The 26,092-nt window shown below is 54.5% G+C and carries 23 protein-coding genes and 4 tRNA genes; 12 read left to right on the forward strand and 15 right to left on the reverse strand.

From position 1 onward, the window contains the following. Positions 1–73: 73 nt before the first annotated feature. Both QHL1GM_RS03125 and ppnN read right to left on the reverse strand, forming a co-directional pair. Positions 74–274 carry a hypothetical protein gene (locus tag QHL1GM_RS03125; protein WP_071693172.1) on the reverse strand — a complete coding sequence of 67 codons (201 nt, stop codon included), beginning with the start codon at positions 272–274 and terminating at the stop codon, positions 74–76. 83 nt (positions 275–357) lie between these two features. Further along, positions 358–1,740: a nucleotide 5'-monophosphate nucleosidase PpnN gene (gene ppnN, locus QHL1GM_RS03130; protein WP_071693173.1), complete on the reverse strand. Its 1,383-nt coding sequence runs from the start codon at positions 1,738–1,740 to the stop codon at positions 358–360. A gap of 218 nt (positions 1,741–1,958) precedes the next feature. On the opposite strand from ppnN, the gene QHL1GM_RS03135 reads away from it, so the two are divergent. Continuing rightward, positions 1,959–2,867 carry a LysR family transcriptional regulator gene (locus QHL1GM_RS03135; RefSeq protein WP_071693174.1) on the forward strand — a complete coding sequence of 303 codons (909 nt, stop codon included), beginning with the start codon at positions 1,959–1,961 and terminating at the stop codon, positions 2,865–2,867. A 64-nt stretch (positions 2,868–2,931) separates the two neighbouring features. On the opposite strand, the gene gcvP is transcribed toward QHL1GM_RS03135, so the two are convergent. Together gcvP and gcvH are read right to left on the reverse strand one after the other, a co-directional pair. Beyond that, positions 2,932–5,826, reverse strand: coding sequence for an aminomethyl-transferring glycine dehydrogenase (gcvP, locus tag QHL1GM_RS03140; protein WP_071693175.1), 2,895 nt, complete (start codon positions 5,824–5,826; stop codon positions 2,932–2,934). Between the two features lie 95 nt (positions 5,827–5,921). Continuing rightward, positions 5,922–6,311 (reverse strand): glycine cleavage system protein GcvH, encoded by a 390-nt coding sequence (gene gcvH / locus QHL1GM_RS03145; RefSeq protein ID WP_071693176.1) that lies wholly within the window; start codon positions 6,309–6,311, stop codon positions 5,922–5,924. A gap of 390 nt (positions 6,312–6,701) precedes the next feature. Here gcvH and QHL1GM_RS03150 point away from each other — a divergent pair, with 390 nt between their 5' ends. Together QHL1GM_RS03150 and gcvT are read left to right on the forward strand one after the other, a co-directional pair. Beyond that, positions 6,702–8,108 carry a sodium:alanine symporter family protein gene (locus QHL1GM_RS03150; RefSeq protein ID WP_071693177.1) on the forward strand — a complete coding sequence of 469 codons (1,407 nt, stop codon included), beginning with the start codon at positions 6,702–6,704 and terminating at the stop codon, positions 8,106–8,108. A 123-nt stretch (positions 8,109–8,231) separates the two neighbouring features. Next, positions 8,232–9,344 carry a glycine cleavage system aminomethyltransferase GcvT gene (gcvT, locus tag QHL1GM_RS03155; protein ID WP_071693178.1) on the forward strand — a complete coding sequence of 371 codons (1,113 nt, stop codon included), beginning with the start codon at positions 8,232–8,234 and terminating at the stop codon, positions 9,342–9,344. Between the two features lie 79 nt (positions 9,345–9,423). On the opposite strand, the gene QHL1GM_RS03160 is transcribed toward gcvT, so the two are convergent. The 3 genes from QHL1GM_RS03160 to QHL1GM_RS03170 form a co-directional block, all read right to left on the reverse strand. Next, the gene (locus QHL1GM_RS03160) at positions 9,424–10,401 is read right to left on the reverse strand and encodes a LysM peptidoglycan-binding domain-containing protein (protein ID WP_254795250.1); all 978 of its coding nucleotides are present in this window, start codon (positions 10,399–10,401) and stop codon (positions 9,424–9,426) included. Beyond that, positions 10,338–11,219 carry an acyltransferase gene (locus QHL1GM_RS03165; protein WP_071693179.1) on the reverse strand — a complete coding sequence of 294 codons (882 nt, stop codon included), beginning with the start codon at positions 11,217–11,219 and terminating at the stop codon, positions 10,338–10,340. The genes QHL1GM_RS03160 and QHL1GM_RS03165 overlap by 64 nt, the downstream gene beginning before the upstream one ends. 107 nt (positions 11,220–11,326) lie before the next feature. Continuing rightward, on the reverse strand, positions 11,327–12,223 hold the full coding sequence (locus tag QHL1GM_RS03170) for a LysR family transcriptional regulator (protein ID WP_071693180.1): 897 nt from the start codon (positions 12,221–12,223) through the stop codon (positions 11,327–11,329). Positions 12,224–12,387: 164 nt separating this feature from the next. Here QHL1GM_RS03170 and QHL1GM_RS03175 point away from each other — a divergent pair, with 164 nt between their 5' ends. Further along, the gene (locus QHL1GM_RS03175; protein WP_071693181.1) at positions 12,388–13,086 is read left to right on the forward strand and encodes a CoA transferase subunit A; all 699 of its coding nucleotides are present in this window, start codon (positions 12,388–12,390) and stop codon (positions 13,084–13,086) included. A gap of 63 nt (positions 13,087–13,149) precedes the next feature. After that, positions 13,150–13,815, forward strand: coding sequence for a CoA transferase subunit B (locus QHL1GM_RS03180; protein ID WP_071693182.1), 666 nt, complete (start codon positions 13,150–13,152; stop codon positions 13,813–13,815). Between the two features lie 95 nt (positions 13,816–13,910). Here the strand turns inward: QHL1GM_RS03180 and QHL1GM_RS03185 are convergent, their stop codons facing one another. Together QHL1GM_RS03185 and QHL1GM_RS03190 are read right to left on the reverse strand one after the other, a co-directional pair. Then, entirely contained in the window at positions 13,911–14,678 is a 768-nt protein-coding gene (locus tag QHL1GM_RS03185) for a DUF1338 family protein (protein WP_071693183.1), read from the reverse strand. Between the two features lie 104 nt (positions 14,679–14,782). Further along, positions 14,783–15,046 (reverse strand): GrxA family glutaredoxin, encoded by a 264-nt coding sequence (locus QHL1GM_RS03190; RefSeq protein WP_071693184.1) that lies wholly within the window; start codon positions 15,044–15,046, stop codon positions 14,783–14,785. A gap of 182 nt (positions 15,047–15,228) precedes the next feature. Between QHL1GM_RS03190 and hybE the strand changes: the two genes are divergently transcribed. Both hybE and QHL1GM_RS03200 read left to right on the forward strand, forming a co-directional pair. Further along, on the forward strand, positions 15,229–15,654 hold the full coding sequence (gene hybE, locus QHL1GM_RS03195; RefSeq protein ID WP_071693185.1) for a [NiFe]-hydrogenase assembly chaperone HybE: 426 nt from the start codon (positions 15,229–15,231) through the stop codon (positions 15,652–15,654). Between the two features lie 72 nt (positions 15,655–15,726). Then, positions 15,727–16,500 (forward strand): 3-hydroxybutyrate dehydrogenase, encoded by a 774-nt coding sequence (locus tag QHL1GM_RS03200; RefSeq protein ID WP_071693186.1) that lies wholly within the window; start codon positions 15,727–15,729, stop codon positions 16,498–16,500. A 60-nt stretch (positions 16,501–16,560) separates the two neighbouring features. On the opposite strand, the gene QHL1GM_RS03205 is transcribed toward QHL1GM_RS03200, so the two are convergent. Genes QHL1GM_RS03205 through QHL1GM_RS03215 form a run of 3 tightly spaced genes read right to left on the reverse strand, consistent with a single transcriptional unit; the run spans position 16,561 to position 18,838 of the window. Continuing rightward, positions 16,561–17,100, reverse strand: a complete 540-nt coding sequence (locus QHL1GM_RS03205; RefSeq protein WP_071693187.1) for a response regulator transcription factor — start codon at positions 17,098–17,100, stop codon at positions 16,561–16,563. A gap of 42 nt (positions 17,101–17,142) precedes the next feature. Then, positions 17,143–18,414 carry an ATP-binding protein gene (locus QHL1GM_RS03210; protein ID WP_071693188.1) on the reverse strand — a complete coding sequence of 424 codons (1,272 nt, stop codon included), beginning with the start codon at positions 18,412–18,414 and terminating at the stop codon, positions 17,143–17,145. A 7-nt stretch (positions 18,415–18,421) separates the two neighbouring features. Then, positions 18,422–18,838 carry a hypothetical protein gene (locus tag QHL1GM_RS03215; protein ID WP_071693189.1) on the reverse strand — a complete coding sequence of 139 codons (417 nt, stop codon included), beginning with the start codon at positions 18,836–18,838 and terminating at the stop codon, positions 18,422–18,424. 254 nt (positions 18,839–19,092) lie between these two features. On the opposite strand from QHL1GM_RS03215, the gene pyrC reads away from it, so the two are divergent. Continuing rightward, entirely contained in the window at positions 19,093–20,130 is a 1,038-nt protein-coding gene (pyrC, locus tag QHL1GM_RS03220; RefSeq protein ID WP_071693190.1) for a dihydroorotase, read from the forward strand. A 67-nt stretch (positions 20,131–20,197) separates the two neighbouring features. Here the strand turns inward: pyrC and mtnN are convergent, their stop codons facing one another. Both mtnN and folD read right to left on the reverse strand, forming a co-directional pair. Continuing rightward, on the reverse strand, positions 20,198–20,905 hold the full coding sequence (gene mtnN, locus QHL1GM_RS03225) for a 5'-methylthioadenosine/S-adenosylhomocysteine nucleosidase (protein ID WP_071693191.1): 708 nt from the start codon (positions 20,903–20,905) through the stop codon (positions 20,198–20,200). A 35-nt stretch (positions 20,906–20,940) separates the two neighbouring features. Next, entirely contained in the window at positions 20,941–21,813 is an 873-nt protein-coding gene (gene folD, locus QHL1GM_RS03230; RefSeq protein ID WP_071693192.1) for a bifunctional methylenetetrahydrofolate dehydrogenase/methenyltetrahydrofolate cyclohydrolase FolD, read from the reverse strand. A 210-nt stretch (positions 21,814–22,023) separates the two neighbouring features. On the opposite strand from folD, the gene QHL1GM_RS03235 reads away from it, so the two are divergent. From QHL1GM_RS03235 to QHL1GM_RS03250, 4 genes are all read left to right on the forward strand, one after another. After that, positions 22,024–22,100, forward strand: a tRNA-Pro gene (locus QHL1GM_RS03235). A 92-nt stretch (positions 22,101–22,192) separates the two neighbouring features. Beyond that, a tRNA-Arg gene (locus QHL1GM_RS03240) sits at positions 22,193–22,269 on the forward strand. A 77-nt stretch (positions 22,270–22,346) separates the two neighbouring features. Next, positions 22,347–22,421 (forward strand) — tRNA-His (locus QHL1GM_RS03245). A gap of 52 nt (positions 22,422–22,473) precedes the next feature. After that, a tRNA-His gene (locus QHL1GM_RS03250) sits at positions 22,474–22,548 on the forward strand. A gap of 122 nt (positions 22,549–22,670) precedes the next feature. On the opposite strand, the gene amt is transcribed toward QHL1GM_RS03250, so the two are convergent. Then, positions 22,671–26,051, reverse strand: coding sequence for an ammonium transporter (gene amt, locus QHL1GM_RS03255; RefSeq protein ID WP_071693193.1), 3,381 nt, complete (start codon positions 26,049–26,051; stop codon positions 22,671–22,673). Positions 26,052–26,092: the final 41 nt, after the last annotated feature.

Genomic DNA, 26,092 nt, shown 5'->3' on the forward strand with positions numbered 1-26,092 from the left:
AGTGCCCTATCGAACTGATCGATAGGGCACAGGTGTAGCTTTACTAAATAAGCTGGATTAGCAGCTGCGCTAGTTACTCTTTAGCTTCATGGTCGGCGAGAGCAGCAACAATTGCCTCTTCCCACTGCCCTTCGGTCAGCCCCCAATGCTCCATTTCTGCCTGATCGGCGCTGCCTTCAGATGCTTCGCGTAGTTTATCGACGCTGCTGCTTTCATAGCAGTGCTTGGCGAAGTCTTTGGTTTTTACATCTTTTAGCTGATTAATCATCGACATATTGAGTTCCTTTCAAGGTCAATAGTGGGAGATTGCCCACCAAGTGTAGCTAATCAGGCTCCATTCTCCTGGAATAGTTCCCGTTATTTCAGCACATAGCAGGGCACATAGTGTTGGCCGTCGAGTTTCATGCGCCCTTGGGCTACAAAAGAGGTCAGCAGCTCGTCGAGGCGGTGCATGAGTTCGGGCTCTGCGGTGAGTACAAAGGGGCCATGGGCTTCAATGGCTCGAATGCCGGCCTCTTTGACGTTGCCCGCGACTATCCCCGAGAAAGCGCGGCGCAGATTTGCGGCTAGCTCGTGGGTGGGCTGCTGGCGGTGCAGCGCTAAGGCGTGCATAGCGTCGTGTGTCGGCTCAAAGGTCGCCTGGAAGTCGCGCGCAATGGTCAAGCGCCAGTTGTAGTAGAAAGCATCCTGATGGGTGCGCCGGAATTCAGCGATCTCATCGATACCGTGGCGCATGGTGCGCGCAACCGAGACCGGGTCGCCGGTAATGATGGTGTAGTAGCGGCGGATATCCTCACCGAGGGTATAGACGAGGAATTCATCAATTTTCTGAAAGTAGGCCGCAGAGTCGGCGGGGCCGGTGAAAATTAACGGGAAAGGAATATCCTTGTTGCTGGGGTGCAGCAGGATGCCCAGTAAATAGAGAATCTCTTCCGCGGTGCCCACCCCGCCGGGGAACACGATAATGCCATGGCCCAGGCGCACAAAGGCTTCCAAGCGTTTTTCAATATCTGGCATGACTACCAGTTCATTGACGATGGGGTTGGGCGCTTCGGCAGCGATAATGCCGGGTTCTGAAATACCTAAATAGCGGCCTTCTTTGCGACGCTGTTTGGCATGGGCCACGTTAGCGCCTTTCATGGGGCCTTTCATTGCGCCAGGGCCACAGCCGGTACAAATGTCTAAATCGCGCAGCCCTAAGTGGTAGCCCACATCTTTGGTGTATTCGTACTCTTCCCGGGAGATAGAGTGGCCGCCCCAGCACACCACAAGGCTAGGGTCGCGGCCGGGTTTTAGCGTTCCTGCTTTGCGCAGAATGTGGAAGACCGCATTGGTGGTGCCTTCTCCTGTGCTAAGGTCGAAACGATTGTGGTGTTGAATCTCGTTGTAGACGTAAACAATATCGCGAATGATCGAGGATAAATGCTCGCGGATACCGCGAATCATGCGGCCATCAACAAACGCTTCAGCGGGCGCGTTAGTCAGCTTTAAACGAATACCGCGGTCTTGCTGCAGCACTTCAATATCAAAATCTTTATAGGCTTCTAAAATAGCCAGACTATCGTCGCTGGGATTGCCGCAATTGAGTACTGCCAACGCACAGCGCCGAAGCAGATCGTGTAGACCGCTTTGAGAAGTACTGTGCAGCCGATTAACTTCGTGCTGAGAAAGTACTTCGAGACTTCCTTCGGGAGAAATGATGCTGGAAAGGGTGGCGCGAGGTTGAACGTTTTCGGTCATTAGCGGGGCTGTCCCTAGTCGTTAGATGTCTTTTGGCATACTACCACGGCCAAGCAGCGGGTACAGCGCAGCGGCTGGCACACCTGGCTGTGCTATTATTAGGCATATTTTATAGAACGGCGGCAATAGCGCTTTTTGTTAGTTATTAAACTGTTGCCTAAAGCGTGTTCTCAAAGAGAGCTGCTACAGACCGTTATCAAAGACCATGGCGCTTTACTATGTTCAATGCCCACTATTTTCGTACCTTTATTACGCTTGTTGAAACAGGCAGCTTCACCCGTACGGCGCAACGGTTAGAAATGACCCAGCCGGGTGTAAGCCAGCATGTGCGCAAGTTAGAAGACTATTTGAATAAAGAGCTGCTAGAGCGCAAGGGGCGCAGCTTTACGTTAACCGAATCGGGGCGGCGTGCTTACGATTACGCTTTAAAGCTATTTGCAGAGCATGAGCAGTTCCGTCATGGGCTTGATGATGACTCTCTGGATAGCGGTGACTGCCGCATTGCTTCGCCGGGTAGCGTTGGCCTGATGTTTTATCCGTATATATTGGGGCAGCAGCAAATGCACCCGAATTTAACGGTCAATTACAGCTTTGCGTTTAACCACGAAATCGTCAATGACCTGCTCGAAGGTCGTTATGACATTGGAATAGTTACCGAGGCGATGCGCCACCCTGAGCTTAATTGCAGCATTTGGCATGAAGAACCGCTCTGCTTAGTAGTGCCTGCTGATTTTGCGGGCAGCACACTGTCAGATTTAATGGGTATTGGTTTTCTCAATTATTACGACGGTATTAACCACGCCAATGCGCTGCTGCGAGCCAATTACCCCGACGAGTTTCGCTCGATGACCCATTTCCGCCATCAAGGCTTTACCAATGAAGTCAGCATGGTGCTGGATGCGGTGGCCAGGGGGTTAGGGTTTACCGTGGTGTCGCGACTGGTATTGGAAACCTCGCCCTGGCAGCGCCAGGTAAAAGCGTTGAACCTGCCTAATGCGGTCAATGAAGTGCTCTATTTGCTGCGCCGCCGCGACTCAGTGCTGCCTAAGCGCTATGAGAAGCTGTTAGACGGTTTTCACGCTCAACGCCTGCAAGAAAAAACGCCCCTGATGCCGGCTAATAATTGATTAGGCACCAAGGGCGTTCTCGTTACTTAAAGCGCTATTGCTTCACTTCTTGTCAGCTTTGCCGTTAGTTGCGGTACTCGTCAATGCTAGGGCAAGAGCAGATTAACTGACGGTCGCCGAAAACGTTATCGACGCGGTTAACGGCGGGCCAGTATTTAGCAGCTTGCACTGCCGCCGTCGGGAAAGCGGCCAATTGGCGGTCATAAGGCCGCTGCCAGTCGCTAGCCATCAGATCCGCCTGGGTATGCGGTGCATTGACCAGCGGATTATTATCCAGCGACCATTCGCCGCTCTCCACTCGGGCAATCTCGTCACGAATGGCAATCATCGCATCGCAGAAGCGGTCGATTTCATACAGCGACTCAGACTCGGTCGGCTCAATCATCAGCGTGCCCGGCACCGGGAACGACATGGTCGGTGCGTGGAAACCGTAATCCATCAAGCGTTTGGCGATATCCTCCTCGCTAATCCCAGAGGCCGCTTTAAGCGGACGAATATCGATGATGCATTCGTGGGCAACCGTACCGTTCTGGCCGCGGTAGAGAATCGGGAATGCCGCTTCCAGTCGCTTGGCAATATAGTTGGCGTTTAGGATGGCAAGCTCGGTGGCTTCACGCAGGCCGCGTGCGCCCATCATTTTAATGTAGGCCCACGAGATCGGTAAGATCGAGGCGCTGCCAAACGCTGCCGCCGATACCGCACCGCTATCGCTATTCACGCCGTTGATCGGCGTTACCACGTGGTTGGACACGTAGGGCGCGAGGTGGGCTTTAACACCGATAGGTCCCATGCCAGGGCCGCCACCACCATGAGGAATGCAGAACGTTTTGTGCAGGTTAAGGTGAGATACGTCGCCGCCAAAATCGCCGGGGCGCGTTAAGCCCACCTGGGCGTTCATATTGGCGCCATCGATATACACCTGACCGCCGTTATCGTGAACGATCTTGCACGCTTCGCGTACGCTGGTTTCAAACACGCCGTGTGTGGAAGGGTAGGTCAGCATAATGGCGGAGAGCTGATCGCGATGTTGCTCGGCTTTAGCACGCAAATCCGCCATATCGATATTGCCGTTTTGATCACACTCGACCACCACCACTTTCATCTGCACCATGGCTGCCGAGGCAGGGTTGGTGCCGTGGGCGGAGCTGGGAATCAAGCAGACATCGCGGTGACCTTCGCCTTCAGCCGCCTGATAGCGGCGAATGGCCACTAAGCCTGCGTATTCACCCTGCGCGCCGGAGTTGGGCTGCATCGAGAGGTGATCGTAACCGGTTACTTCTACTAAGAAGGCCGATAGCTCATCGATCATTTGGTGATAGCCAGCCACCTGGTCGCGGGGTGCGAAGGGGTGCAGATGCGCAAACGATGGCCAGGAAACGGGGATCATCTCGCTGGTGGCGTTGAGCTTCATGGTGCAGGAGCCGAGCGGAATCATCGCATGGGCAAGCGACAGATCCTTGTTCTCCAGACGCTTCAAGTAGCGCAGCATTTCGGTTTCGCTGCGGTAGCGGTTAAAGGTGGGATGGCTTAAAAAGTCGCTTTCGCGCTGGCAGGCAGCGGGGATGCCGGAAGCGCCGTTAGCTACCACTTGCTCGTCCAATACTGAAACGGCAAGGCCGTGCTCATCGCCCAGTAGAACGTCAAACAATGTGGCTACATCGTGGGCGGTGGTGGTTTCATCCAGGCTGATACCCACATCGCCATTGGCGAAGTAGTGCAGATTAATATCATGGGTCATGGCGCGGCCATGGATCTTGCCAGCATCAACGCCGGTTAGGCGCAGCGTATCGAACCAGCTGTTATGAGCTAGCGTTACCCCTGCCTGCTTGAGGCCCTCGGCAAGCAGGGTCGCCAAGCGGTGAACACGGCCGGCAATTTTGCGTAGCCCTTCAGCGCCGTGATAGGTGGCGTAAAAACCGGCAATGTTGGCCAGCAGCGCCTGGGCAGTACAGATGTTAGAGGTCGCTTTCTCGCGGCGGATATGCTGCTCGCGGGTCTGCATCGCCATGCGCAGGGCTGTGTTACCACGGCTATCTTTGGAGACGCCGATGATACGCCCAGGGATCGAGCGCTTTAGCTTGTCGGATGTAGCAAAGAACGCCGCGTGAGGGCCGCCAAAGCCCATGGGTACGCCAAAGCGTTGGGAGTTGCCCACCACAATATCCGCGCCGAGCTGGCCGGGTTCCTTAAGCAGCACCAGGCTCAAAAGATCGCTGGCGACGCAGGTCATGATATTACGCTCAGCAGCGGCGCTTAATAGCGGTGCTAGGTCGCGGACTTCACCACTGGCAGAGGGGTACTGAACCAGGGCGCCAAAAACATCGTGGTTGGCTAGCTCTTCCGCAGGCCCGGTGATGAGTTCAAAGCCAAAGAACTCGGCACGGGTTTTAACCACGTCTAGCGTTTGCGGGAAAACGTCATCGGCGACGAAGAATGCGTTGGATTTGCTTTTCTTATTGCCGCGCTTACACAGCGCCATGGCTTCGGCGGCGGCAGTGGCTTCGTCCAGCAGCGACGCATTGGCCAGCTCCATGCCGGTTAAATCCATGACCACTTGCTGGAAGTTAAGCAAGCCTTCCAGTCGGCCTTGAGAAATCTCCGGTTGGTAGGGGGTGTAGGCCGTGTACCAGCCTGGGTTTTCCAACACGTTGCGCTGAATCACCGCGGGCATATGGGTGCCGTAATAGCCCTGGCCAATATAGCTTTTAGCTACACGGTTCTGCCGCGCTAGCTGGGCTAGGTACTCTAGTGCTTCTGCTTCGCTGCGCGGTTCATCAAGCGCTAGCTCGCGGCCAAGACGGATATCGCTCGGCACGGTCTGTTCAATCAGATCTTCCATGTGCTGCATGTTGAGCGCTTTTAACATGGTGGCCACGTCATCTTGACTTGGACCATTATGACGTTTGATAAAAGCATCGTGATCGGCCAACTCGGCCAGACGGCGTGTTTCAAGAGACATGAAGAAGATTCCGGACGTTAAGAGAGAACCGTGCAGGGCATTAAGCTAAGAGCCCACCATAAAGGGCAGGCTCTTAATTGATTCAACTACCGCTTTTAGTCGTCGGCGCTTAGCGTTGCTTGGTAGGCATCTGCGTCTAGCAGGCCGTCAAGGGAGTCGCTGTCTAAGCGCACTTTCATAATCCAGCCGCCTTCGTAGGGCGCTTCGTTGACTGTTTCGGGGGCGTCTTCAAGAGCTTCATTGACTTCAATGACTTCGCCAACAACCGGCGAGTAGAGATCAGAAGCGGCTTTTACCGATTCGATAACGCCAAACTCTTGCCCTTTGCTCAGCGCTGCACCCACTTCAGGCAGTTCAACAAACACGACATCGCCGAGCGCCTGCTGGGCGTGATCGGTAATCCCCACGGTAACAGTGCCGTCTTGATTATCCAGCACCCACTCGTGGCTTTCCGCGTAACGAAGATTGGCAGGAAGATTGCTCATGGTGTTTTCCTATATGAAACAGTTTTCTGGGCCCGAGCATACTAGCGGTTGTCGTTTGCCTTGGCGACTAGTGACTGGGGCAGATCGAGCGAATAAGCAAGCATGTTAACGTGTTTCCAATCGGAAACAAATTTCTTCGTTGCCTCAAAGCTTGCTTTATAGCGGTCTATGTTCAGGTACTTTTCGCCGGGTTCGTGCAGAAGATCGGGTTATGAAAAAAGCGGTATCCTCTATGCACAAGCGACATCACCCTAGATGCTAGCTAAGTTTATGGTGTAAAACATTCAAATCGTGCGCTAACCAACAATAGCGACGTTAGGAATAGCCCGTAATCGCAGCAAGCCAATAATACACACCAACATTGCATACCAACAAAGCGAGGAGACGAACATGGAAGCACTAACTAGCCTCTTAGGGGCGATCAACGGCGTGGTCTGGGGGCCCGTCATGTTGATTCTGCTACTCGGTGTGGGGATTTACCTGCAGCTTGGCTTGAAACTGATGCCGATTAGAAAGCTCGGCATGGGTTTCAAGCTAATGTGGGCGGGGCGTGATGCGAAACCAGGGGTGGGTAAAGCGGCTGCCAAAGAGGGTGACGAAGGGGAAATATCGCCTTTTGACGCCTTGATGACGGCACTCTCTGCGACCATCGGTACCGGTAATATTGCCGGTGTCGCCACGGCCATTGCGTTAGGGGGTCCAGGCGCCGTGTTTTGGATGTGGATTACCGCTTTGGTAGGTATGGCCACTAAGTTTGCCGAAGCGGTGTTGGCCGTGCGCTATCGTGAAACCGATAGCACCGGTTACCACGTGGGCGGGCCGATGTTTTACATCAAGAATGGCCTGGGTAAAAAATGGCTATGGTTGGGCGGCCTGTTCTCATTTTTTGGTGCTGTCGCTGCCTTCGGGATCGGCAATACCGTTCAGTCAAACTCCGTTGCTGACGCCATGGACGCCACCTTCGGCGTGCCGCACTGGCTCACCGGTGTGGTCATTATGGTACTGGCAGGTGCGGTGATTCTGGGCGGCATCAAGCGTATTGCTAAAGTGGCGGGCAAGTTGGTGCCGATTATGGGCATTGCCTACGTAGTGGCTGGCTTGTTGGTATTGATCGTCAATGCCGGACAGATCGGTGAAGCCTTTGGTTTGATCTTCTACTACGCCTTCAACCCCATGGCGGCCGCAGGTGGTTTCGCGGGTGCCGCCGTCATGGCAGCGATTCGTTTTGGTGTGGCACGCGGTATCTTCTCCAACGAAGCGGGTTTGGGGAGTGCGCCTATCGCCCACGCGGCGGCCAAAACCAAAAATCCGGTGCGCCAGGGCTTAATCGCAATGCTGGGCACCTTCATCGATACCATTATTGTGTGCACGATTACCGCGCTGGTGATTTTGACCTCAACGGTTTGGCAAGAGGGCGAAGCCGGGGCGTCACTTACCGCGCTCTCGTTTGACGCTGCGCTGCCTGGCTTTGGTAATCAGATCGTTGCAGTTGCGTTGGCGATTTTTGCCTTTACGACCATCCTAGGCTGGTCATTTTACGGCGAGAAGTGCTGCCAGTTCCTGTTTGGCACGCGCTCCATTATGATCTATCGGGTGCTGTTCGTACTGGCCATCCCGTTGGGCGCTATCGCTCAACTGGGCTTTATCTGGCTCATGGCGGATACCTTCAACGCTATGATGGCGATCCCGAACCTAATTGCCTTGGCACTGCTTTCGCCGGTAGTCTTTAAGTTAACCAAGGACTATTTCGACGGCAAAGACGTATTGCCGGGTGAAGAGCTGGATCACGACCAATAATACCCGCAGCGCTTTAATAGGCGCTGTAGGTGAACGTGAATAACAGTAGAGTCGGGAAGACACCTAATCGGTGGCTTCCCGTTCTCTTTTTGAGCGAACAATTTTTAAGTGAGGAAAGCCCCCATGTCTGAATTAAAGCAAACGCCGCTGCACGCGCTACACCTCAAGCTAGGCGCCAAGATGGTACCTTTTGCTGGCTACGATATGCCGGTGCAGTATCCGTTGGGGGTTAAAAAAGAGCATGAACATACCCGCCAAAATTGCGGCCTGTTTGATGTTTCCCATATGGGGCAGATTAGCGTATCCGGCGACAACGTGGCCGAGGCCCTGGAGACCTTGATTCCCGCAGACTTGGTGGGCCTGGAGAAGGGCGCACAGCGTTACGGTCTTTTCACCAGCACCGAAGGCGGCATTATTGACGACCTGATGGTGGTCAACGCGGGCGATCACTTCTATTTGGTGGTCAACGCAGCCTGTAGGGATCAGGACTTGGCTCACTTGCGACTTAACTTGGCGTCAACTCATACAATTGAGTCGTTGGATCGTGGCTTACTGGCGCTGCAAGGGCCTCAGGCGCGGGATGTCATGCAGCGGCTTTGCCCTGAAGCCGGTGAGCTGGTGTTTATGCAGCATGGACGTTTCACCATTGCAGGGCAGGAGGTATGGGTAAGCCGCAGTGGCTATACCGGTGAAGATGGTTTTGAGATTTCTGTCGCTGCCGATGCTTGCGAAGCCTTTGCAGAGCAGCTTCTCGCAGAGCCCGAAGTCGAGGCGATTGGCCTGGGAGCGCGGGACTCGCTGCGTCTAGAAGCCGGTTTATGCCTCTATGGCCATGATATGGATATGCAGACAACGCCTGTGGAGGCGGGTTTGATTTGGGCGATTGGCAAGCCGCGTCGCCACGGCGGTGAGCGCGCCGGTGGTTTTCCAGGCGCTGACGTGATTCTTCATCAGGTCGATGCCAAAGATCATACCCGCAAGCGTGTTGGGCTATTAGCGGAAGGCCGCGCGCCGGTACGTGAAGGGGCGCCATTAGTTGATGAGGCTGGCAATGAGGTCGGGATTGTGACCTCAGGCAGTTTTGGCCCAAGTGTCGGCAAGCCGGTGGCGATGGGTTATGTCACTCGCGAACTGGAAGCGCCGCAAAGTGCCGTGTTCGCGGTAGTTCGCGGTAAGCAGTTACCCATGGTGGTGACCCCCATGCCGTTTGTAAAACCGGGCTACTATCGCGGCTAGACGCGAGTCCATCGAACCGCGGCCCCTGCTTAGGCAGGGGCCGCGGTTTTATTAAGTACCGTATTCTCAAGCGAGTGTTTTAGCGCAGCACCTGCTTGGGATCGATGGGTTTGCCGCCTTGGCGCAGATCAAAGAGTAGATCATAGCGCTGGGTGGCACTGCTTTGACCGACCTCGCAAAGCGGATCTCCTGCGCTAACCTGTTTGCCTACTTCGACCAAAATGCGCTCGCAAAGCGCGTACACGGTCTGGAGATTATTGGCATGGTGCACAATCACCACTTCGCCTAGCTGGCGCATACCGTCGGCAAAGCGGACCTCGCCAGGGGCAACGGATTTAGCCTGAGCGCCGGCTTGAGTAGCCAGTAACATGGGCTGCAATGTGCCACGGCTGTCCGGCCCGAATCGGCGCACCACGCGATAATCTTCCAGCGGCCAAGGCCAGCCCCTTGCTGATGAGGGGAGCGCTTGACTGGGCGCGCTGCTGGTAGGTACCGCGGCAGGCTTGTTAGCGCTTGAAGAGCCACTGCTGCTTGCCGGGGGTCGCGATGCGCTTCGCGTGGCTGAACCGCTAAGGGGCAGGCTGACTATTTGGCCAACTCTCAAATTAGTGGGGGAGGCGCTAGGGTTGGCGCTCTGAATGCGACCACTGGTAGTGCCAAAATGTCGGGCGATGCTCGAGAACGTATCGCCAGGACGGATTTGATAGCGGTAGGGGCCGCCGGAAGGCGCCCGCTCCAGTTGGGTAGGAATTAATAGACGTTGGCCAATTTCCAGGCGCCGCGTATCCGCGCCAGGGTTAAAGCGCTCCAAGCGTTCCAGTGGCACGTTAGCCCGGGCCGCCAGTTTGCCCAGCGTGTCGCCGCGCTGTACTTGAACCCAGTTACCACTGATCTGGCTAGCGCTAGGTACTGACGCCCGCTGAGCGGATGACGACGGTGTGCTGGAACAGCCGGTTAGTAGTCCCGCTAACAGCCAGACAGTGAGCCAGCCAGTTAGTCGTGATCGGTTCGGTTGTCCAGCATGCCATCTTTTTCCAACCAGAGTGAGTTGATCCATGTGTGGAAGCGTTCCTTATGCTGCTTTTCTTCGTGGTTATCTGACGCGTACATCCACTCAGGAATGCTGAGTTGCCGTGCCTGCAAGGTAACAGGGGCCTCCTTGCCGCATAAAAAGCCCCAAAACGTCGGCGCAGGATTGGCGTAGCTGATAGTTACATCCAGGATACCATCCAATTGGTTGCCTAGCAGACTAAGCACTTGGGCAATGCCGCCCGCTTTAGGGCGCAATAAGTGGCGGTAGGGGCTTTGCTGGGCGTCGCGTTTGGCAACTGAGAAGCGGGTGCCCTCGACAAAATTAAAAATCGCAATGGGCGAGAGACGTGCCTGATGACACATACGCTCGGTAGCGGCTCGATCAATGGTGGCCAGTTTAGGATTTTTAGCCACTTGCTCGCGGGTAAAGCGGCGCATAAAAGGAAACTCTAGCGCCCAAAAAGCCAAACCTACGATGGGAATCCAGATTAATTGACGCTTTAGGAAAAAGCGTGGCATGGGGATACGCCGATGCAGCGCCATCAACAGCATGAAAATATCGGTCCAGCTGCGGTGGTTGGAGATCACCAGCCACCACTGCTGCGGGCTCAAATTATCGGGTACGCTGGCGTGTAGCACGGGTTTAAGCCAGTGCCGCATCCACCAGAGGTTAACGCCTATCCAATTAAGCGCAACGCCATTCAGCCCCTGCAACACTAACTGTTTCAGCCGTTGCCCTGGGGCAATGACTTTAAGTAGCGTCAGCAGAATCAGAGGTACGCCCCAGAACAGCGTGTTGAGCGTTAGCAGCAGAGCGCTAACCAGCCCCTTTAAAATAGGCATACCACTTTTCCTTACCGTCAGACCAATAAGCGTAATACTGAATGCTAAATGATCCTAGCCACGCTGCCCAGTAGAAACCTAGGGCAATTCATTAGCTTGATGATGTTTTAGACCAGAGGCAGTGAGGGGGCTTGGACGGTGTCTAGGAGCACAGTACGCAGTGCGTGGGCGGCTACGGAAAGCTCTTGGTGGGTCAAAATGCCAACTCGGCATGAGATGGCGGGCGCTGTTAGTGGTATGCAGCGGGCACCCAGTTCATGCATTTGGCGGATACACATCGAAGGCACCGCGCTGACGCCCAGGCCGTCGGCTACCATCCTTCCAACGGTTGAGAGCTGGTGGCTTTCAAAGGCTACCGTTAGCTCCATATGCTGCTTGCCTAACTCCTGTTCCAATAAACGACGCACCATGGAGGGGCGCTGAAGGGTAATGAAGTCGTGGTTGAGCAGTATTGTCCAGGACAGCGGAGAGGCCTGGGTTAGGGGAGAGTCTGGTGGCACGACAGCCACAAAATGGTCTTCAAACAGCGGCGTAAACAGCAGGCTGCCGGTGCCCTCCGGCGAAAAAGCAATCCCCATCTCTACCTGACGGGAGCGCACCATGGCGGTAACCTCCTCGTTGATGACATCGTGTACGGTAATGTTGATTTTGGGGTGCTGCTGGCGAAATTTAACCAGCGCCGCAGGGAGTAGGTTGCAGGCAAAGGCGGGCATCGCCGCGACGCTGAGCCGCCCGAGTTGAAGGGTGAAATGTTGGCGTAAACGCTCCTCGGTATTGTCCCACTGCGCCAGCAAGTGTTTGGCGAGCGGTAGTAGCGACTCACCTTCAGGGGTTAATCTGACGCTGCGGGTGCTGCGAATGAGCAGTTTGCCACCCAGGGACTCTTCCAGGCCTTTAATCGCCAGACTTAGCGCCGGTTGCGATAGGTGGAGGCGCTCGCAGGCTTGGGTAAAACTGAGGGTTTGGGCGACCGCCAGAAAGGCGCGCAGCTGTTTGACGGTCATAAAGTGCCTTTTATAAGTTTAAAAAATAAATTAATAAGAAAAACAAACTTAACAAATATATCATCTGGCACAACACTGGCACTATCGTAAGCTTCAATTCGCGAATTTTTGGCAGCACTCATCTACGATAATACTGATCATCAACAACAATGTGAGGCACAACAATGGCAGGATTCGATAAGCGTGTAGCTTCCTACGAAGAGGCTATGGAAGGCATCGAGAGCGGTATGACCGTTATCGCCGGTGGCTTTGGGCTCTGCGGTATTCCCGAAAACCTGATTGCCGAAATCAAACGTCGCGGCGTCAGTGACCTCACCGTGGTTTCAAATAACTGCGGTGTAGACGGTTTTGGCTTGGGTATTCTGCTTGAGGACCGCCAGATCAGTAAAATTCTGGCCTCTTACGTAGGTGAAAATGCCTTGTTTGAGAAGCAAATGCTCAACGATGAGATTGAGGTGGTATTAACGCCTCAAGGCACGCTGGCGGAAAAAATGCGCGCTGGCGGTGCTGGTATTCCCGCCTTTTACACCGCTACCGGTTACGGCACGCCGATTGGTGAGGGTAAAGAGGTTCGCGAGTTTAATGGGCGACACTGTATTTTAGAAGAAGCCATTATAGGTGATTTTGCCATTGTAAAAGGCTGGAAAGCGGACCGCTATGGCAACGTAATGTACCGCCATACGGCGCAGAATTTTAACCCCATGGCCGCCACGGCGGGGAAAATCACCGTGGTGGAAGTTGAAGAAATCGTTGAGCCAGGTGAGCTCGAGCCTAGCCAGATCCATACACCGGGGATTTATGTGGATCGGATTATTCAAGGCACGTTTGAAAAGCGGATAGAGAAACGCACGGTGCGCAGCTAACGCGCGACCCCTTCAAACGTAACACTTGCTTCTCATTTAACGATTCAACAAGAGGAAGTCACCATGGCTTTAACACGAGAACAGATGGCTCAGCGTGTCGCCCGCGAACTTCAAGATGGTTTTTACGTCAACCTAGGCATTGGTATTCCCACCCTGGTTGCCAACTACATCCCAGATGGCATCGATGTCATGCTGCAGTCCGAGAACGGACTGTTGGGGATGGGCCGCTACCCCAGCGAAGACGAGCTTGATCCAGATATGATCAATGCGGGTAAAGAGACGGTGACGGCGCGCCCAGGCGCAGCGATTTTTTCTTCAGCAGAATCGTTTGCGATGATTCGCGGTGGCCACGTGGATTTGACCGTGCTGGGAGCTTTCGAAGTGGATCAGCAAGGGAACATTGCTTCCTGGATGATTCCGGGAAAGCTGATCAAAGGTATGGGCGGTGCCATGGACCTTGTTGCCGGTGCTGATAACATCATTTGTACCATGACCCACGCCTCCAAGCATGGCGAATCCAAGCTGCTTGAAAAATGCGAACTGCCGCTGACCGGCGCTGGCTGTATTAACCGTGTTTTGACGGATCTCGCTTATCTTGAAATCAAAGACGGCGCCTTTATTCTCAAGGAGCGCGCGCCGGGGGTAAGCGTTGAGGAGATCATCGAGAAAACGGCAGGCAAGCTGATTGTACCGGACCATGTTCCCGAGATGACGTTTGATGCCGAGTAAGCACCGTTTCCATACCCCGCGCGATTAACAGCCCGAAGATTAAGAAGGGTAGATAGAGGGCGCAGTGAGACGTTAGCGCACATTTCGCTAGCGTCTCAGGCCATTTCACAGCGCGTATGGTGGGGCAGCAGTAAATCGGCAATACGCTCGTGACTATCTTCAACATGCTTTTGGACTAACGCCAGACCGCCTAAGCAGAGGCGATGCTCATCGCCATCGGCGAAGACTGTTTTCTGCGGTGTGGTGGGGTAAAAACGGTGATCCAGTAGTGATGACACCGTGAAGACACCGTTTTGCTGCCCCTCTAGGCTTGGCATGCCTACTTCGTTTAGGCGCTGATCCAGCGTCTCCATGGGCTCCCCAAGTTGACCGCAATCAAAGCCAGCGTGATGTAAACGGGGCCCCATAACCGCAATCCAGGCAGCCAAGGGGTGTGCTTGCTGCAACTGTTGATAAAGCGCCCAGGAAGGCATCGGCCAGGGGCGACCGCGGCAAAGTAAATTGTGACCTTTGCAATCCTGAGGATGAGATTGTTGCACTAGCCCTTCAATGGCTTCCCGAGGAGCCTTGGACAGCGTGCCTATTTGCAATTCTGCCAGCACCAGCCAACTACTACCGTCGCTTGGCGCGAGTAGTTGAACTAATAGCCCTTTATCGGCCATGGCGTAATGGCCCATGGCGCGATAGCCCATATGAGCCAAATTGCCGGTAAGCGCGGCAGCGGCAAAGGGGCCGTAATTGAGCGTTACCAGCGTTAAATATTCGGCCGCCGTGGATAACGGCCACAGTCGAAGGGCGCCGATATCGGGATGGGTATGAACATAGTCAAGCCACAGCTGCTGAACAAACTCCTGACGCTGCATGGTGAACTCCTTGCCTAAAATGGCACACCTGGCGTGAGCCATTAAATAACTGCTCAGTATAGGCAAGCGAGGTAAGCAAGTGTTCAACGGCTATTAACGAGCGGTTAAACGGCAAGCAGCTGCTGGTCGCGGACAAACTGATCAAATTCAGTAAAGCCGCCCACATGGGCTTGATCGACAAATATCTGCGGGACAGTGTGAATGGGTTTACCCGCCGTTTTGGCGATATCTTCTTTGGTGACGCCTTCGGAAGGCATATCCACATAGCGATAGCCTTCAATTTTGCCGATTTTTTCCAAGTGCTCAGCAAGCTGTTTTGCGCGCACACAGAAAGGACAGGACATCCGACCAAAAATAACCACAAACATAGGTGGCGCTCCTTTACGATAAGCAGAGTAAGTTACCATGTGGACAGTAACTGAAGGGTCAATAGCCGTAGGCTAAGCGATAAATTCGCGCCCATTGTGGCTGAGCAGAACACGTTTCGCCAATAGCAGCTCGCTACACGAACCATTAATGCCCGTTATCATCTGGGAAAACCAACAAGCCTATGCAGACGCTCACCGCTGACGAATACACCTTCCTTTCTGAATTGGCGAAGGCCTACCGAGACGTGCACTTGCCCGCCATTAAACAAAAGAGTGACTGGAACCCGCGTTTGGGGGTTGATGCGCTATGCTTTCAGCATCATGACGCTGAGCATAGCGTGGGTGCGTTGATTACGCCCTGTGAGCTGTGGCTGGTTGCAGTGCCTGACCAGTCCCTGTTTACCGAGCCTTTGGCGGATAGCCTTACGCTCTCACTGCCGTCAGGCGCATACCAATTATCGCTTGAGCATTTGCCAGGCGGCTATGAACTTTACAAGCGCGTCATTTTGCATGATTTAAGCGAGCTGGAAAGCATGCAGGAGGCCGCAAGGCTGGCGCAGCAAATGATGGCGCGTTTAATGCAGCCGAACGAGGAGCCCGACGCCTAAGCGCAGCCAGCTATACTGTCAGGATTTCTACAAACAGCATCTTCCATCCATTAGTGAAAAAGGAAATTGCCTATGACTTCCCAAGCCGTTACAACGCCGCGAGTTGCGCTGGTAACCGGTACTAGCAGCGGGATCGGTGCCGCTGTGGTTAAGCACTTTTGCGAATTAGGCCATCAAGTGCTTGCCGTCGATTTTAATCCGGCGGGTAATACCGTCGCTGAAAAAGCCGGCGCGGCGTTCTTTGAAGCGGATCTAACCGACCCTGATGCCTGCCGTGCGGCGGTAGCAGATGCGGTTAAGCGCTTTGGCGGGGTTGATATATTGGTCAATAATGCTGGCATTCAGCATGTTGCCTCGATTGAGACCTTCCCCGAAGAGAAGTGGCGTCAGATTATGGATCTTATGCTGACGGCACCTTTCTTGCTGACACAGGCAGCGTGGCCGCATATGCGTGAGAAGGGCTGGGGACGCATCGTTAACGTGGCCTCAATACACGCCCAGGTGGCTTCACCGGGTAAAGCAGCGTACATCAGTGCTAAACATGGCATGATTGGTTTGACCAAAACGGCGGCGCTAGAGGGCGGTGACCAAGGCATCACTGCTAATGCGGTATGTCCTGCCTATGTGAAAACCCCGCTAGTAGACAATCAAATCGCCGACCAGGCTAAATTGCACGGTATGGACGAGCAAGAAGTCATCGAAAAAGTCATGCTCAAAGAGGCGGCGATCAAACGCTTGATAGAGCCTGGAGAAGTGGCGCAATTAGTCGCTTACCTGGCGTCCGACGCTGCCGGTGCCGTGACTGGCTCAAGCTTTAATATTGATCTAGGCTGGACGGCGCATTAAGTAATCAGTGCGGCCCCGCCAATGACCTTATGTGGTTGGCGGGGAGCCTTGTTGCAGGTTTTAACGCCGTACCGGGCGTTTTTGTAATTTGCGCTGCAGTGTGCGGCGATGCATGCCTAGTGCCCGGGCGGTGGCGGATATATTGCCGTCGTGCTCCTGCAGCACTTTCTGAATATGCTCCCAGGTGATGCGGTTAATCGATGGCGGGTTGTCCGCAAGCTCAATATCCGGATCGCCGCTCTGGCGCTCGAACGCGGCTAATACATCGTCGGCATCCACCGGCTTACACAGGTAATTAACCGCGCCAAGCTTAATCGCCTCCACCGCTGTGGCGATGCTGGAGTAGCCGGTCAGCACCACAATGCGACACTGGGGGACGGTGGCAAGCAGCTCAGGAAGCAGTTTTAAGCCTGAGCTGTTTTCCAGTTTTAAATCAAGGGTCGCCATGGTGGGTGAGTACTGCGCGGCCATGGTCAGGGCCTGTTCGGCCTCGTGGGCAACGATAACGTCGTAACCGCGGCGCGTTAGGGCACGGTTCAAAACATGACAAAACATTTCATCGTCATCAATGATCAGCAGGCGTTGCTCTCGCGTTTGCATGTTGTCCTCAATCCTTACTGGCGGTGCTTGGGGCGGGCGCGATTAATTAGGCGCTGCGCAGCGAGGCATCGTAACTTCCGTTAGCGTACCCCCTTCCGGGTGATTATACAGGCTTACGCCCCCACCAAAGCGATTGATGGTGGCATGGGTTAAAAACAAGCCGATGCCCATGCCCTTGCTTTTAGTCGAAATAAACGTCTCACCCAATTGGTCAGCAATCGACATGGCGACACCTGGGCCATGGTCACGAATGTCGATCACCACGCTCTCACTCTGCCAGTCTAAGCGTATGGCAATGTGTTCTGGGTTAGCGTCAGCGGCGTTATTGAGCAAATTGGTTAACGCTTGGTCGAGCGTGGCATCGACGGCCAGCCAAGGCCTGCCGCGTTTCTCTGCTACATCGAATTGATGGCTTACATCAGGACGAAGCACCAGCCAGCGCTGCACAACGCCCGCTAACCACACTTCGGCATCGAGCACTTCGGGTTCTGCCATGCGCCGCCGATCAGCGTTTGACACCAAATTTTGCAGACGTGATTTGCATACGTCTACCTGCTGGCGCAATAAGTTAATGTCCTGATCAAGCGCCGAATCGACGGGGGCATCGGCCTGCATCTCTTTGAGGAGGACGGCCATGGTAGAGAGGGGTGTGCCCAGTTCATGGGCGGTGCCCGCGGCTTGGGTGGCGACCGCCAATACCTGCTCATTGCGCAGGGCGGCTTCCCGAGTGCGGGAAAGCGCCTGATCACGGCTGCGCAGTGCGTGAGCCATTTTATAAATAAAAAACGTTACCAAGCCCGCAGAGAGACCGAAGTTAAGCCACATGCCTAATATATGTAGGCTCAAGGGGCTATCACTATTGATATGGCCCAGCTGGGGGATGGGATAGTAGGAGAACATTAAATAGGTATAACCCGCCATGGAGCAGGCGGCGATGATCCATGCGTGGCGCCAGGGTAACGTGGCGGCGGCGATGGTGACTGGCACCAAGTAGTAGGTAATAAAAGGGTTGGTGGAGCCGCCCGAGAAGTAGAACAGCAGCGTTAAGCCGGTAATGTCAGCGAGTAAATGCAGCAAGTACTCAAGGTGGGTCACCGCGCGTGGACGGCCCAGGCGCCACCAAGTGGCGATGTTGAGCACGCCCATTGAAATGACTACGCTCACTACGGCGGTTACCGGCAAATCGAAGGCGAGCAGTTCAACGCCCACCACGATAGCCAGTAAAAAACCGGTCCAGGTGATACCGCGCACAATAGTCAGCCGCACCAAGTTACGGTTGGGCGTAGAAAGCGGAAGGGGTAGGGCAGTTTGCATGTTGGGCTTACTTGGTTCTGGCTTTAAAGCCATGGATGACAAATTTAATGAATAGCGTCATGACGTAGGTTGTCCAGCCAGCAGACGCCAATATATTGAACAGCAGCATTTTGGGTGGAAGCCAGGCGCTACCCAGCAAAGCTTCAAGCATGATGTGGAAGAACATCGCCAGCAGTAGCGGCAGGGCCAGGGTATGTATCCACATATCGGTGCGCCGTTTACGAATATGGTAGCGGCGTAACAGGTAACGCAGTGGCCGATGCGCCCAACTGAAAACCACCAGTGCCCCAATCACCAATAAGCTGGCGAGAGTAGGTTCCGTGCTGCCGATTTGAACCGAGAGTGAAATCGACCAAGCGAGGCTTAGCCACATCAATCCTTCCAGGCTGGCAATAATATCCGCATAGCGGCGCACGTTCTGCATAAACAACTGAATCCTTAGCGTCAAAAACTAACTTTTATAAACGACTGTAAAAACTATCCGTTAGACCTCGGTCTTAATAAAGCTAGGTCTTAAAAGAGCCGTGGCTTAAAAACAGCGCCGCCATAATACGACACTTGGGCTGGGGTGTGGGCGCTTGATGAGCGGATTTATCCCATCGCGCAATTGCGTATACTGTACAGACCGTATTTTACCCGACTTACTTTACCCGATTTAACACCACTACAGGACTTGCCGTGGACACTGTGACACTGACCCGCCCCGATGACTGGCACCTTCACCTGCGCGATGATGAGGCGCTTAAAGCGGTAGTTGGCCATACCGCCGCGCAAATGGGGCGGGCGATCATTATGCCCAATCTCACACCGCCGGTTACCACTACGGCTCAGGCGCTTGAATACCGTCAGCGTATTCTCGCTGCCTTGCCAGCGGGCAGTACCTTTGAGCCCTTAATGGTGCTCTATCTCACCGATACAACGCCGCCGGAAGAGATCGAGCGTGCGGCACAAAGTGGCATTGTTAAAGCGGTGAAGCTTTATCCGGCGGGGGCCACTACTAACTCCGATTCAGGGGTGACCGATTTGGCCCACTGTGACGCCACTATCGAAATGATGGCTAAGGTCGGCATGCCACTTTTGATGCACGGTGAAGTCACCCATGCCGAAATCGATATTTTTGATCGCGAAGCGGTATTCATTGAAACAGTGCTAAAACCGCTGCTGGAACGCCACCCAGCGCTGAGAGTAGTGTGTGAGCATATCACCACCCAGCAAGCCGCAGAGTTTGTTGCCCAAGCACCGGATAATGTGGCCGCTACCATTACCGCCCATCACCTGCTGTTTAACCGCAATAAGATGCTGGTAGGAGGCATTCGTCCTCACTACTACTGCCTGCCCATCCTCAAGCGCGAGCAGCATCGCCAAGCGCTGCTAAAAGCGGCCACCAGCGGTAGCCATAAGTTCTTTTTGGGCACTGATAGCGCGCCTCACTCCCAAGGCGCTAAAGAGTCAAGCTGTGGCTGTGCCGGCGCCTATACCGCCCCCGCGGCCATTGAGCTTTACGCCACCGCCTTTGATGAAATGAATGCCTTGGACAAGCTGGAAGCCTTCGCCAGCCTTAATGGGCCGCGTTTTTATGGGCTTCCGGCTAACGCAGACACCATTACGCTTGAGCGACGGGATTGGGCGCTTCCGGAGAGTTACCCTTACGCCCAGGGGGAGAAAATTATTCCCTTGCTGGCGGGGGAAACGCTTAGCTGGGCGGTTAGGTCTTAACAAGCCAGGTCTTAACAAGCCGTCGACGCTTAAACGGTCGACGGCATCAAGCGCTTAGCAGGCGCTGCTAGGCGTTGCCAAGCTGCTTAAGCATTTGATCAACCATGCGCGATGAGTGGTCGGCGGCCACTTCCAGAAACTCATCGAAGGAGAGGTGGTTGTCGCCACTGCCGGGAATATCAGAGAGCGCACGGATAACCACGAAAGGGCACTGGTAGAGGTGGCACGTTTGGGCAATGGCGGCGGCCTCCATCTCTACCGCAAGCATGCTGGGGAACTGTGCGCGGGTAGCGTCTACCCGGGCTGGGTCACTCATAAAGGCGTCACCAGTGGCGATCAAGCCTTCGCGCACCTGAACTTCACCCAGCGAGGCGATGGCATTACGCGCTACTTCTCGCAGTGATTTGTCGGCTAAGTAGGCGGCGGGCATCCCCGGCACTTGGCCTATCTCGTAGCCAAATACCACGGCGTCGACGTCGTGATGGCGTACTTCGTCCGAAATGATCACATCGCCAATGGCTAAATCGGCGGCAAAGCCACCGGCGGAACCGGTGTTGATAATGGCGTCGGGCAGATGGCGCTCTAATAAGATAGCCGTGCCTACCGCAGCGTTGACTTTACCTATTCCCGACTGCAAAACAATGACCTCAAGGCCGTAACGCGTGCCGGTATGGAAGACAAAACCCGCGTGCTCATAGCGTTGCGGGTTATCCAGTTGACTTACCAAAGTACTCACTTCCTGCGCCATTGCGCCAATAATACCAATACGCTTCACTGCTCCATGCTCCTACATTAAAAGTGGTGTTTAACTCAGGCGTGCTCTAGGGCAGCTAAATCGTGTTGCTCAGCGGCTTCAAGGGTATTTTCCAGCAGCGTTGCAACGGTCATTGGCCCAACGCCTCCGGGTACGGGGGTGATGAAGCTAGCGCGTTCGGCAGCAGTGGCAAAATCAAGATCGCCTTTTAAGGTGCCATCCTCCTGGCGATTGATGCCTACGTCGATCACGATAGCGCCCGGCTTGATCCATTCGCCTTTCACGATACCCGGCTTGCCGACGGCCACGACCAGAATGTCGGCTCGGCGTACGTGATCTTCGAGGTTGCGGGTGAAGCGGTGGCACACGGTGGTGGTACAGCCCGCCAGCATCAGCTCCAGCGCCATCGGGCGGCCTACAATGTTAGAGGCACCCACGACGGTGGCGTCTAAGCCGCGTAGCGCAATATCGCTCTGTGCCAGTAGGGTCATGATCCCTTTCGGCGTACACGGGCGCAGGGCGGGCATACGCTGCGCTAAGCGGCCAATATTGTAGGGATGAAACCCATCGACATCTTTGCCAGGCAGAATACGCTCTAGAATGGGCTCTGCATCGAGATGCTTGGGCAGTGGCAGTTGAACCAAGATGCCATCAACGGTCGGGTCGCTGTTGAGCTGATCAACCAGGGCTTCCAACTCATGCTGTGAGGTTGTAGCGGGCAGAGCGTGCTGAAAGGAGAGAATGCCGGCCTGTTCACAGGCGCGGTGCTTATTGCTGACATACACTTGAGAGGCGGGATCGTCCCCGACCACAACCACGGCTAGTCCCGGTGCCCGCCCGCCTGCTTGACGGCGTGCAGCGATCTTTTCGGCAACCTGTTGGCGGACAGTAGCAGCGATGGCTTTGCCATCGATTAGTTGGGCGGTCATGTAATGGAATCCCTGTGGATGTTAAAAATGGCCTAGGCATTTAAAGCGCTCACGCAACAGCGCTTTAAAGAGGGTAATTTTCGCACGCTGGGGCATCCAGGCAAAGCGCCTTCACTAACAATCACTTTAATGGTTGACTTTAAAATTAAAAATAGTAATATATGCCTCGCTTGAGACGGGCAGCACGGTAGCGTCTAAGGTGATAAAAATCGGGATGTAGCGCAGTCTGGTAGCGCGCCTGCTTTGGGAGCAGGATGTCGGGGGTTCGAATCCCTCCATCCCGACCATTCACTTAGCATGAAAGGTAGTAGTTTGCTTTTCCAAGCTGCAGTTGTGGTCTAGTGCTCATCAGTGTTCGTTTCTTATGAATACTATATGTGCGCCCATAGCTCAACCGGATAGAGCAACGGCCTTCTAAGCCGTAGGTTGCGGGTTCGATTCCTGCTGGGCGTGCCACCTAATTCAGTGGTAACAACCTGTCAGAATCTTATCTCCAAGCAAGCATTATTTGTTTTTACGTAAGATTGTCTTTGGTGGGTGTAGCTCAGGGGTAGAGCCCCGGATTGTGACTCCGGTGGTCGTGGGTTCAAATCCCATCATCCACCCCAGTGACAATGTTTGCGTAAGTGACAATAGCTGCGTATCCAGTTTTAGGTTGTGGTGGGTGTAGCTCAGTGGTAGAGCCCCGGATTGTGACTCCGGTGGTCGTGGGTTCAAGTCCCATCATCCACCCCATTACCCCCGCATATTTTATCTTCTGTTTTCCCCTCTCTTGTTTTAGCGATTTCCTAATTTAGTATTTATGCCCTTAGTTGGGATTTTGGCGTTTCTGGCTTTTAGGTTTTCCCCTCTGATCGCTAGCGCGGCATTACCTTAATGCGGTGGCCTGCCAAATGGGTGAGCGGTTCAGGTCTGCCAAGGAAATTCCCTTGTGCATAGTCAATTCCCATGTGGTGCAGCGTGTCGAGCGTTGCTTGCGTTTCCACAAATTCAGCGATGGTCTTGATCGCTAGCGCCTTGCCAACGGCATGAATCGCCTCAACCATCGCTCGGTCGATTGGGTCCTGATGTACATTGCGAATAAAGTTACCGTCAATTTTCAAATAATCGACGGGCAACTGCTTTAAATAGCTAAAAGAGGAGAGGCCGGTGCCAAAGTCATCCAGTGCAAAGCGGCAGCCGTACTCTTTTAGGGTGACAATTAATTCGCTAACCCTTGAGAGTTGGGCAATGGCGGTGCTTTCGGTAATTTCAAAACATAGCGTGCCGTGGGGTAGGTTGGCCGTGGCGACTTGCGTAATAAGATCCTGACAAAAATCCGCATCGGAAAGTGATGCTCCAGAAAGATTGATCCCCCACAAGCTATGAGACGGCAGCGTCGCGTGGCGGTTTTGATCTCCTAACCAGGCTAGGGTGTTACGAATCACCCAGCGATCAATGCGTACCATGAAGTGATAACGCTCGGCGGCGGGTAGAAAGCTACCTGGCGTGATGACCTCTCCATGCTCTTCAAGTCGCAGCAGAATTTCCCGGTAGCCAGGGCCATCGGCACAAACGGCTGTAATAGGTTGGGCGAAAAGGCGGAAGGCGTCGTTATCCAAGCCATTTTGTAAGCGTTGCACCCACTGCAGTTCACCGTGTTTCTCCAGTAATGAATGATCGTCAGGTTGATAGCAGTGGATGCGATTGCGGCCTGCCTCTTTGGCGGCGTAGCACGCCGAGTCTGAGGCGTGAAGAACCTGGCTCAACTGCATGGGATGAGCAGCGGTTAGCTCAACTAGGCCAATACTCACCCCGATACCAAAGGTGTGTCCCTGCCAGGCAAAACGGTACTGTTCAATATCGCAGCGAAGCGCTTCCGCAATCGTCATTGCTCGCTCTATCGCACAGTCAGGTAGCAACAGAGCGAATTCATCGCCGCCTAGGCGGGCCGCGATATCGCTACTGCGTACATGGTCTTTCAATTTTAACGCCACTTGGCGCAACAGCTCGTCTCCAGCGAGATGGCCGCAGGTGTCATTGACGATTTTGAATTGATCGAGATCTAAGTAGCACATCACATGATGGCCATCTTTGCGATTGAGTAATGCCCTGAGCGCTGATTCAAAGGCGCGGCGGTTGAGCAGGTCGGTGAGGATATCGTGGCTGACCTGATAGCTCAGCTGTTCAGTAAGCTGGCGCGTAAGGCTAACATCCTGAAAAACAACGACTGCACCTAAGGTAATACCGCTGCGCGAACGTATCGGTGAAGCGCTGTGCTGGATTGGGGTAGGCGAGTGATCACGACTCACCAGCAGGCAATGTTCGGTGGCGTGCACCGGGTAGAGCTGGGTGAGCACTTGTCGGGCTGGGTTGCTCAGCGGTTCACCGCTGATTTCATTGAGTAACTGATAAACCACATGAATGGGTTTATCCATGGCCTCCTCGAGTGTCCATCCGGTCAAGCGCTTAGCTTCCGCATTAACAAACGTTACGTTGCCACTGGCGTCGCAGGTAATAACGCCGTCCCCGATGGATGCCAGCGTGGTGCGGGCAAGGTCGCGTTCGCGGTTTAACTGCTCCTGCAGCTGTTTACGCTCGGTAATATCTCGCACCATGCCCGAGCGCTCTGACACGGAACCACTGGCGCCTTCACTAACTTGTATTTCCAGGTAGCGCACCTGCATATCGGCGCAGCGGCGCTTAATTTCATGGCGTGCTCCGGGAGTGAGCGAGCGGGTTGGCAATAGCTGTGAAACGGGTTGGCCAATAAACCGTTTGGCATCGACTTCGAAAAGGTGTTCCGCCCCAGGGTTAAGGCTGGTCAGGGTGCCGTCTGCCTGCCAGGTAATCACGCCATCGCGGAGATTACGCAGCATCACGCGGGTATGCCCAACGGCGCGTTCAAGGGCGGCGGTGACGCGATTATAGCTCGCCGCTATTTCGCCCACTTCGGTAAACGGATCGGCATCAATGCGCTGGCGCATATCGCCCTGCTGTTCATGCTGGCGCATATGTTCAAGTAGTTCGTTCAACTCATTATTGGCGCCATGCTCCGCGAGGTTGAGGCCTATCTTTTCTGCTTCAGGGGAGACGCGTATGGGCAGGAAGCGCCGGGTAATGCGGAACAGTAGCCAGGCGCTGCCAAAGCTCCAGACGCCGCATACCAAAACGCCGATCAACTGAATGCCAAATTGAGTAGATCGAGACAAGCCACTCTCCAATAGCGTTAGGTCAGCGACCCAGGGCAGTGCAAGAGTGCCCCATATGCCTGCGACGAGGTGCGAAGGTATGGCGCTGACTGCATCATCAATATGTTTACTTAGCAGCCATTCGCTGGTTAGTGCCATCAGTACCCCGCTAACCGCACCCAGCCCAAATGCCGCCGATAAGGAGATCACGTGCGCGCTTGCAGTGACGGCGACCAAGCCCGCAATGGCGCCATTAATCGCAAACATGACGTCGGCATAACGCCGCGTGCGCAGTCCCATCAGCATCCCCGAGAGGATCCCGCCGACCGCGCCCAAAACAGTATTGGCTATTATGCCGGGTATTTGCTCGGTAACGGCCAGGGTGCTGCCGCCGTTAAAGCCAAACCAGCCTAAGATCATAAACAGTGCGCCCAGCATAGCGAGGGGTAAGTTGCCCGAAGGAAAGGCAGTGGGAGGCTTACCACGGGTGAAGCGACCGCTGCGTGGGCCGATGCAGAGTACCGCTGCCAGGGCTACCCAGCCGCCCACGCTATGCACGACCGTCGAGCCGGCAAAGTCGACAAACCCAAGGGAACCAAGCCAGCCTTGGGCGCCACCCAAAAGCCCGCCCCATGCCCAGTGACCAAAAACCGGATAAATAAGCAAGGCTATCCAGAGGGCCGTCCAGGTATAGGCTAAAAAGGGCATACGTTCTGCCACCGCCCCCGACACAATGGTGGCGGCGGTGGCACAGAACATTGCTTGGAAAATGAAAACGGTAATCACCCAGCTGCTGGAAGCTTCTAATTGCCAACCCAATAGCGTTGTGCCGATCAAGCCATGGTGGGAGTCGCCAAACATGAGGCCAAACCCGACCAACCAAAAAACACTGACGGCAATGGCAAAGTCCGCTACGTTTTTCATAGCGACGTTGATAGCGTTCTTGGTGCGCGTAGTGCCAGCTTCCAGACAGAGAAAGCCAGCTTGCATCACAAATACCAGGGCTGCGGCCCACAGTACCCAGAGCGTATCGAGCAGTGAACTATCAAGATCTAGCGTGGCAGGCATGGTGTTTTCCTTGGCAACTTTTGGTGCAAGTACGCTTCTTT

The sequence above is a fragment of the Halomonas sp. QHL1 genome (assembly GCF_001882345.1).
GTDB lineage: Bacteria > Pseudomonadota > Gammaproteobacteria > Pseudomonadales > Halomonadaceae > Vreelandella.

What these genes read in the sequence shown, in the direction of transcription:
- QHL1GM_RS03125 (WP_071693172.1), bottom strand. Translation starts at nt 274, where the DNA reads ATGTCGATGATTAATCAGCTAAAAGATGTAAAAACCAAAGACTTCGCC.
- ppnN (WP_071693173.1), bottom strand. Translation starts at nt 1,740, where the DNA reads ATGACCGAAAACGTTCAACCTCGCGCCACCCTTTCCAGCATCATTTCT.
- QHL1GM_RS03135 (WP_071693174.1), top strand. Translation starts at nt 1,959, where the DNA reads ATGTTCAATGCCCACTATTTTCGTACCTTTATTACGCTTGTTGAAACA.
- gcvP (WP_071693175.1), bottom strand. Translation starts at nt 5,826, where the DNA reads ATGTCTCTTGAAACACGCCGTCTGGCCGAGTTGGCCGATCACGATGCT.
- gcvH (WP_071693176.1), bottom strand. Translation starts at nt 6,311, where the DNA reads ATGAGCAATCTTCCTGCCAATCTTCGTTACGCGGAAAGCCACGAGTGG.
- QHL1GM_RS03150 (WP_071693177.1), top strand. Translation starts at nt 6,702, where the DNA reads ATGGAAGCACTAACTAGCCTCTTAGGGGCGATCAACGGCGTGGTCTGG.
- gcvT (WP_071693178.1), top strand. Translation starts at nt 8,232, where the DNA reads ATGTCTGAATTAAAGCAAACGCCGCTGCACGCGCTACACCTCAAGCTA.
- QHL1GM_RS03160 (WP_254795250.1), bottom strand. Translation starts at nt 10,401, where the DNA reads ATGGATCAACTCACTCTGGTTGGAAAAAGATGGCATGCTGGACAACCG.
- QHL1GM_RS03165 (WP_071693179.1), bottom strand. Translation starts at nt 11,219, where the DNA reads ATGCCTATTTTAAAGGGGCTGGTTAGCGCTCTGCTGCTAACGCTCAAC.
- QHL1GM_RS03170 (WP_071693180.1), bottom strand. Translation starts at nt 12,223, where the DNA reads ATGACCGTCAAACAGCTGCGCGCCTTTCTGGCGGTCGCCCAAACCCTC.
- QHL1GM_RS03175 (WP_071693181.1), top strand. Translation starts at nt 12,388, where the DNA reads ATGGCAGGATTCGATAAGCGTGTAGCTTCCTACGAAGAGGCTATGGAA.
- QHL1GM_RS03180 (WP_071693182.1), top strand. Translation starts at nt 13,150, where the DNA reads ATGGCTTTAACACGAGAACAGATGGCTCAGCGTGTCGCCCGCGAACTT.
- QHL1GM_RS03185 (WP_071693183.1), bottom strand. Translation starts at nt 14,678, where the DNA reads ATGCAGCGTCAGGAGTTTGTTCAGCAGCTGTGGCTTGACTATGTTCAT.
- QHL1GM_RS03190 (WP_071693184.1), bottom strand. Translation starts at nt 15,046, where the DNA reads ATGTTTGTGGTTATTTTTGGTCGGATGTCCTGTCCTTTCTGTGTGCGC.
- hybE (WP_071693185.1), top strand. Translation starts at nt 15,229, where the DNA reads ATGCAGACGCTCACCGCTGACGAATACACCTTCCTTTCTGAATTGGCG.
- QHL1GM_RS03200 (WP_071693186.1), top strand. Translation starts at nt 15,727, where the DNA reads ATGACTTCCCAAGCCGTTACAACGCCGCGAGTTGCGCTGGTAACCGGT.
- QHL1GM_RS03205 (WP_071693187.1), bottom strand. Translation starts at nt 17,100, where the DNA reads ATGCAAACGCGAGAGCAACGCCTGCTGATCATTGATGACGATGAAATG.
- QHL1GM_RS03210 (WP_071693188.1), bottom strand. Translation starts at nt 18,414, where the DNA reads ATGCAAACTGCCCTACCCCTTCCGCTTTCTACGCCCAACCGTAACTTG.
- QHL1GM_RS03215 (WP_071693189.1), bottom strand. Translation starts at nt 18,838, where the DNA reads ATGCAGAACGTGCGCCGCTATGCGGATATTATTGCCAGCCTGGAAGGA.
- folD (WP_071693192.1), bottom strand. Translation starts at nt 21,813, where the DNA reads ATGACCGCCCAACTAATCGATGGCAAAGCCATCGCTGCTACTGTCCGC.
- amt (WP_071693193.1), bottom strand. Translation starts at nt 26,051, where the DNA reads ATGCCTGCCACGCTAGATCTTGATAGTTCACTGCTCGATACGCTCTGG.